The sequence below is a fragment of the Streptomyces sp. GbtcB7 genome, assembly GCF_019091445.1.
Taxonomy (GTDB): domain Bacteria; phylum Actinomycetota; class Actinomycetes; order Streptomycetales; family Streptomycetaceae; genus Streptomyces; species Streptomyces mirabilis.
The window spans coordinates 1-228 of record NZ_JAGXJM010000809.1 but is presented as its reverse complement, the minus strand read 5'-3'; the positions used below and the strand labels follow the sequence as shown (position 1 = coordinate 228).

Sequence of the window (228 nt, the reverse complement as noted above, 5' to 3'; positions counted from 1 at the left end):
ACCCCGCGCCTGGCCGCCGCGCCGGGCGGCGGCCTGCACCATCCGCCGCTGACCGCCCTGCGGCTCCTCGCGGGCGTGGCGGGCAAGTCGGCGCTGTTCCCGCTGCACCCCTGGCTGCCCGACGCGATGGCGGGCCCGACACCCGTCCCCGCCCTGATCCCCGCGGCGCCGATGGTCTCCCCCGGTATCTACTTCGTGGCCCGGCTCCTCCCCGTCTTCCAGGCCTCC

The 228-nt window shown here is 78.1% G+C and carries 1 protein-coding gene; it reads left to right on the top strand.

The genetic code is table 11. The features are described from left to right. The coding region (locus KVT44_RS57630; RefSeq protein ID WP_302832285.1) for a proton-conducting transporter membrane subunit at window positions 1-228 on the top strand (228 nt) is incomplete at both ends.